Genomic DNA, 4,699 nt, shown 5'->3' with positions numbered 1-4,699 from the left:
AGTGCGAGCGATTACTGGGTTAACACTTTTTCTTTTTCACCATTTCAACTTATCTAAGTTCAGGCCTGGATGCGCATTCGTATTGTCCGAATCTGATTATTCTTCAAGATTTCGTGTTTAAACATATGACTTTCACTGCTCAGAGCTTATAGGAAGCGCTGAATTTGATAGTCTTGCATTTCGACTTTGAAACTGCCCACAATTGGTCTGTGAATTTACGGGTGGGTGTCTCCTGAAAACCACCTGAAAACCATAACTCATTGAGGCGTGGTGCTGAATTGTTGAAAGAAACTGGTTATCCGGGCTTCTAGGAGGTTATAGTGGCGAGATTAAAAATAGGTGATATTGTAGAAGTTAAAACTTCTAAGGGTAATGTTTACGCTCAATATACGCACAAGCATAAGCAGTATGGCGCTCTATTAAGAGTATTTAATAGAGCTTATGAGCACAGACCGGAAGATTTGTCTAATGCCATCAATGAGAGTGTGCAATTCTCAGCATTCTTCCCATTGCAGTTAGCTGTTAAACAAAAAATTGTTGAAATAGTTGGTAACTGTAAGGTTGATAGTAGATATGCTGAGTTCCCTGTTTTTCGAGCAGGCGTAGTTGACCCTTCCACGGGTAAAGTTGCGGTTTGGTGGTTATGGGATGGGCAGAATGAGGAGAAGGTTGGAAAACTTTCAAGCGAACAAAGGAAATTGCCAATTCGTGGAGTTTGGAACGATACCTTATTAATTGAAAGAATTGAGTCTGGTTGGACTCCAGAGACCGACAATACCTAATATTTAGATGCTTCATACCAAAGCCCTTCGGGGCTTTTTCTTTGCCCACAAATATTAATAAAACGGATGATTATTAGAAAGGCTAATGAAGGTGCCTGTTTTTTAGGAAAGTTGCATGGACACCCACCCAAAATCGTAGGCATCCAGTCTGGCAAGCCTTTGCATAGTAAATGTTTTGGAAAGAAGGAATAGATAGATTGAAATATATCATAGTAGTTATATTTTTAACTTTGACCGTCTCATGCCAGCGGTATACAGATACTTTCCGTTATATTTCTTTGGAAGGGAATGAAAAAGTTGTTGAGGTAGCGAGCGGGATTATCAATAACCCAAAGGTGAAGCTTGAGAAAGAAATCGTTCTGTCTTATAAGCTTGAAAGGGAAAGCTACAGTATTGTCTTTACGATTGACAGTAGCGGATTAATGCCAAACATCATTGTGTATTCTAAAGGGAGACTAGAGCAAATAGCGCCTAAAATTGTTCCAAAAAGGTTTAGAAGAAATAAAAAAGATGATATTCCTCAATGCAACCTTAGTTACATTGTTCGCAGTGAGACAGCTTTTGAAATTGTAGTGCCAATATGCTTTGATTTTAGTGGCGGTAATTTTATTTCTTTTGATGTCTTAATTGACTCAGAAATAGTTGGCAAAGAAGATCTTAAGTTTACCTTGAGAGAAGCTGGAGAATATGAAACTGTTGATGGTATTTAGTAAGGTTAGTGCAAAAGCTACATGGACACCGACCAAAAATCTTAGACATTCAGTCTGGGATTTTGGGTGGGGGATGAGGTGGACACGCCTAAATCGGCGTTAGTTGACCACTACACAGTCGCCTTGTGAATTTACGGGTGGGTGTCTCCTGAAAATCAAACTAAATGAAATAGTTGAGTCAATCATAGAAGTTTATGATGAAAAAGGTGAAAAATACTTTAAAGACTATGGGGTCAAGGAAAACGCGTTAAAACTGTTGTCACAGGATGAACCAAGTGTATGGATTCATTCACCATTTCATGCAACTAGAGCTAAAAAGGCTTTAGGGTTAGCGTATATTTTGAATCGAGAAAACCTTGAATCACTTTATGCGAAAAAGAAGTCCTTTTTAGAGGAGCAAAAGGATTTTGGATTGATGAGTTTCAATTCATTTTACAGTTCTTTAAAGAGTGCAAGTTACATGGACACCGACCCAAAACCTTAGACATTCAGTCTGGGCTTTTGGATGGGGGGTGAGGTGGACGCGCCTAAATCGGCGTTAGTTGACCACTACACAGTCGCCTTGTGAATTTACGGGCAAAGGTTTAATGGACATCCACCCAATATCGTCGACATTCAGTGCAGATTTTTGGTTGGGTGTCCCTGAAAGCTCTCTCTGAGGAGTAAACGTGAAGAAATCTTTTTTAAATTACATAAAGAAAAGCGTTAATGGTGTTGCATATATAGCGAACGAAAAAAAAGGCCCTATTCTAGGCTTTGAAAAATCCAATGAGGACTTGTTGAAAGGGTTTCAACTTTATAAAAGCCCACGAGGCGTAAGCGTATTGTACTGGTTTTTCCCTATGATACAGTTGCATAGTGATAAATTGATGGGGTTCTTTGGCTTTATTCCTTATTCTGGACGACCTGAAAGAGGGGATCTATCTCTGATTAACAAAGATAAATATAGCGAAGAAGAAATTAGAGATGTAATTGTGGAAACTATTTTTTTAAATAGAGAAGTCGTGGATAAAACATCTACTTTAAGAGAGCTTGCCTTTTTGCTAGAGAATAAGTTTGAGTCAAATTTATCTAGTCCAATTAACGCAGCGAATTTTTCCACTCTATGTTATGCAATTGGCGAAAGAGAAAAGGCTAAAAAATATATCTCAGCAGCATACAGCAGTTCAAATGAGAGGCATGTTGCACATGAAAAAATATGTGAATTTTATAATGCATTGACCAATGAGAACTGGCCTAAGGCCGATGAGCTAATTGAGATATATAAGAAAAAAACCTTAGAGGTCGCTGTAAAAAATAGACTTTTTGACTGGCAGTAAAAGAGTTACAAAGATAAGAAATTAAAGTTACATGACCATCTACCCTAAAGTGGTGTACTTCAATCTAGAAAATAGGGGTAGGTGTCCCTGAAAACTCTATCGACTTGTTGGTCCGGCTGGAGTGTGACATAAAATACGGCATTGCCTTAGTCGAGAGGTTAAAAATAAATGAAGAAAACGCTTTGCTCACTTGTCTTTTTTACCTTATTGGGGTGTGGAGATCCTGCTCCCCAAGAATTACTGAATGATTATTATCTATCATCTACTAACTCGAGTAATACTTATATTACAAAAGGGGCTAGCATAGTGATAAGGTCTGATGTCGTTTATACAGAAATAAAGGGTGACTTTATTATTGGAAAAAGGACTTTTTCTGACTATCCAGATCATAATGATAGAAATGAAGATGAATTGGGTTATTTCTTCATAAATACTAAAACTGGAGAAATAAAATTAGGCTTGGAAGAAAAGGATTTGGAGTTTATTGGAAAAGTAAGATAACTCAAGTGAAAAGTTGAAGTAGGTTACATGGACACCCACCCAAAACCTTAGACATTCAGTCTGGGCTGTTGGATGGGGGATGAGATGGACGCGCCTAAATCGACGTTAGTTGACCACTACACAGTTGCCTTGTGAATTTACGGTGGGTGCATTTGCGGCCAGTCCCACCATTGATTAAGGAAAGGTGTTTACTAATGCAATATTGGAGTTGACTGGTGGCTAGTTTTTTAGAACAGGCTTTAGAAGCTGGATTTAGTTTTGTTGATAAAAAGAAGACCAAGATAAAGAAAGTAATTATTCCAGGCTATAGCTTAGAGATTGTGCTGGTAGATGGTACGTGGGGTGAATTATATGAAGTCGGGTTTAATCTCTGGTCACCTCGGTTTGGTAAAACAATGAATGAACTCTTTGGTGAATATGAAAAAGTTGCCGTTGCATACCATACCCGAGATTTCATTGACAATCCTGAGGGCTGTTTGAGTGTTGCAGGAGTCGGGTGGGACGAGGCTCCATCTGGAGAGATGGAGCTTTACGCCGCAGCTACTTACTTATCATTTGAAACATTAATAAGTAGCCTTTTAGGTATAACAAACTCAAGTGGGATATACAGTTTGATCTATGAAGGGGATGAAGCAAGCTTTTTTCCGCCCTCTGAATTACTTTGGGTCTATTTGTATTTGCATAAAGAAATGGGTTTTAGCAGTGACGAAATATTAGATAAGCTAGCAGGAGAGAAAAAGAACTTCCCTGCGAAAACTCTAAAACCAATAGACTTAGAATTGTTAAATGCCTTTGATGGGGCATACGAAAAAGCGCGTAAAAAGGAAAACCGAAAATGAAGATACGGCACATAATTGTATTTCTTTTAGTGTCTTTTTCCAATTATGTAAGGAGTGATAGTATGGTTGCTGTTGAAAGTATTGCAGAAAACCTGCCTGTGGTTATTTATGCAGATATATACGATGAAGAAAGCGAAAGTAAATATTTAAAATTCATTGAATGTGTTACTAATGGTGCTGTTGATAAACTTTCTCCTCAGGAGTTAAGTTCATTTAATAAGGAATTACAGGCATTTTCTGAAAAGGTAGATCAAGCTTTGGGTAACATGGAACTGATCTTACAATCTGGGCCTCCACGGCCATCAACAGAGCTTCTTGGCTTTATAAAAACCTTACAACCTATCATTGAGGGCTGTGAGAAGAAGCTAGGTATTAGAGTCGAATTTTAGCTCACTTTGTAAGAGCCCAAAGCCCCAGGCACCCGCCGGGGCTTTCTATTTCTGGTCATATGTCACCGATTTTTTGGTCGCATCGGTTTGACCAATGTGGTCGTATCCATCGACCTCGTGGTCCGCAGGGAGTGTGATATACAGGAGGGAGTAAAATGA

At 38.6% G+C, this 4,699-nt stretch carries 7 protein-coding genes; all 7 read left to right on the top strand.

Annotated elements, in window-relative coordinates:
• Window positions 1-320: 320 nt before the first annotated feature.
• On the top strand, window positions 321-782 hold the full coding sequence (locus MHN31_RS23885) for a hypothetical protein (protein ID WP_239445524.1): 462 nt from the start codon (window positions 321-323) through the stop codon (window positions 780-782).
• A 197-nt stretch (window positions 783-979) separates the two neighbouring features.
• Window positions 980-1,492 carry a hypothetical protein gene (locus tag MHN31_RS23880; RefSeq protein ID WP_239445523.1) on the top strand — a complete coding sequence of 171 codons (513 nt, stop codon included), beginning with the start codon at window positions 980-982 and terminating at the stop codon, window positions 1,490-1,492.
• A 103-nt stretch (window positions 1,493-1,595) separates the two neighbouring features.
• A complete protein-coding gene (locus MHN31_RS23875) occupies window positions 1,596-1,976 on the top strand; it encodes a hypothetical protein (RefSeq protein WP_239445522.1) in 381 nt (126 codons plus the stop codon).
• Window positions 1,977-2,160: 184 nt separating this feature from the next.
• Complete coding sequence (locus tag MHN31_RS23870; RefSeq protein WP_239445521.1) at window positions 2,161-2,811, top strand: hypothetical protein; 651 nt, start codon at window positions 2,161-2,163, stop codon at window positions 2,809-2,811.
• A gap of 168 nt (window positions 2,812-2,979) precedes the next feature.
• Window positions 2,980-3,312 (top strand): hypothetical protein, encoded by a 333-nt coding sequence (locus MHN31_RS23865; RefSeq protein WP_239445520.1) that lies wholly within the window; start codon window positions 2,980-2,982, stop codon window positions 3,310-3,312.
• Between the two features lie 215 nt (window positions 3,313-3,527).
• Window positions 3,528-4,151 carry a hypothetical protein gene (locus tag MHN31_RS23860; protein WP_239445519.1) on the top strand — a complete coding sequence of 208 codons (624 nt, stop codon included), beginning with the start codon at window positions 3,528-3,530 and terminating at the stop codon, window positions 4,149-4,151.
• Between the two features lie 62 nt (window positions 4,152-4,213).
• Window positions 4,214-4,540 (top strand): hypothetical protein, encoded by a 327-nt coding sequence (locus MHN31_RS23855; RefSeq protein WP_239445518.1) that lies wholly within the window; start codon window positions 4,214-4,216, stop codon window positions 4,538-4,540.
• Window positions 4,541-4,699 lie beyond the last annotated feature (159 nt).

This window comes from Pseudoalteromonas sp. McH1-42, from assembly GCF_022347845.1.
GTDB classification, from domain to species: domain Bacteria; phylum Pseudomonadota; class Gammaproteobacteria; order Enterobacterales; family Alteromonadaceae; genus Pseudoalteromonas; species Pseudoalteromonas rubra_D.
This window is presented reverse-complemented; position numbering and strand designations above follow the sequence as displayed.

Coding starts and splice junctions, on each gene's coding strand:
- MHN31_RS23865 (WP_239445520.1), top strand. CDS start 2,980: ATGAAGAAAACGCTTTGCTCACTTGTCTTTTTTACCTTATTGGGGTGT.
- MHN31_RS23855 (WP_239445518.1), top strand. CDS start 4,214: ATGGTTGCTGTTGAAAGTATTGCAGAAAACCTGCCTGTGGTTATTTAT.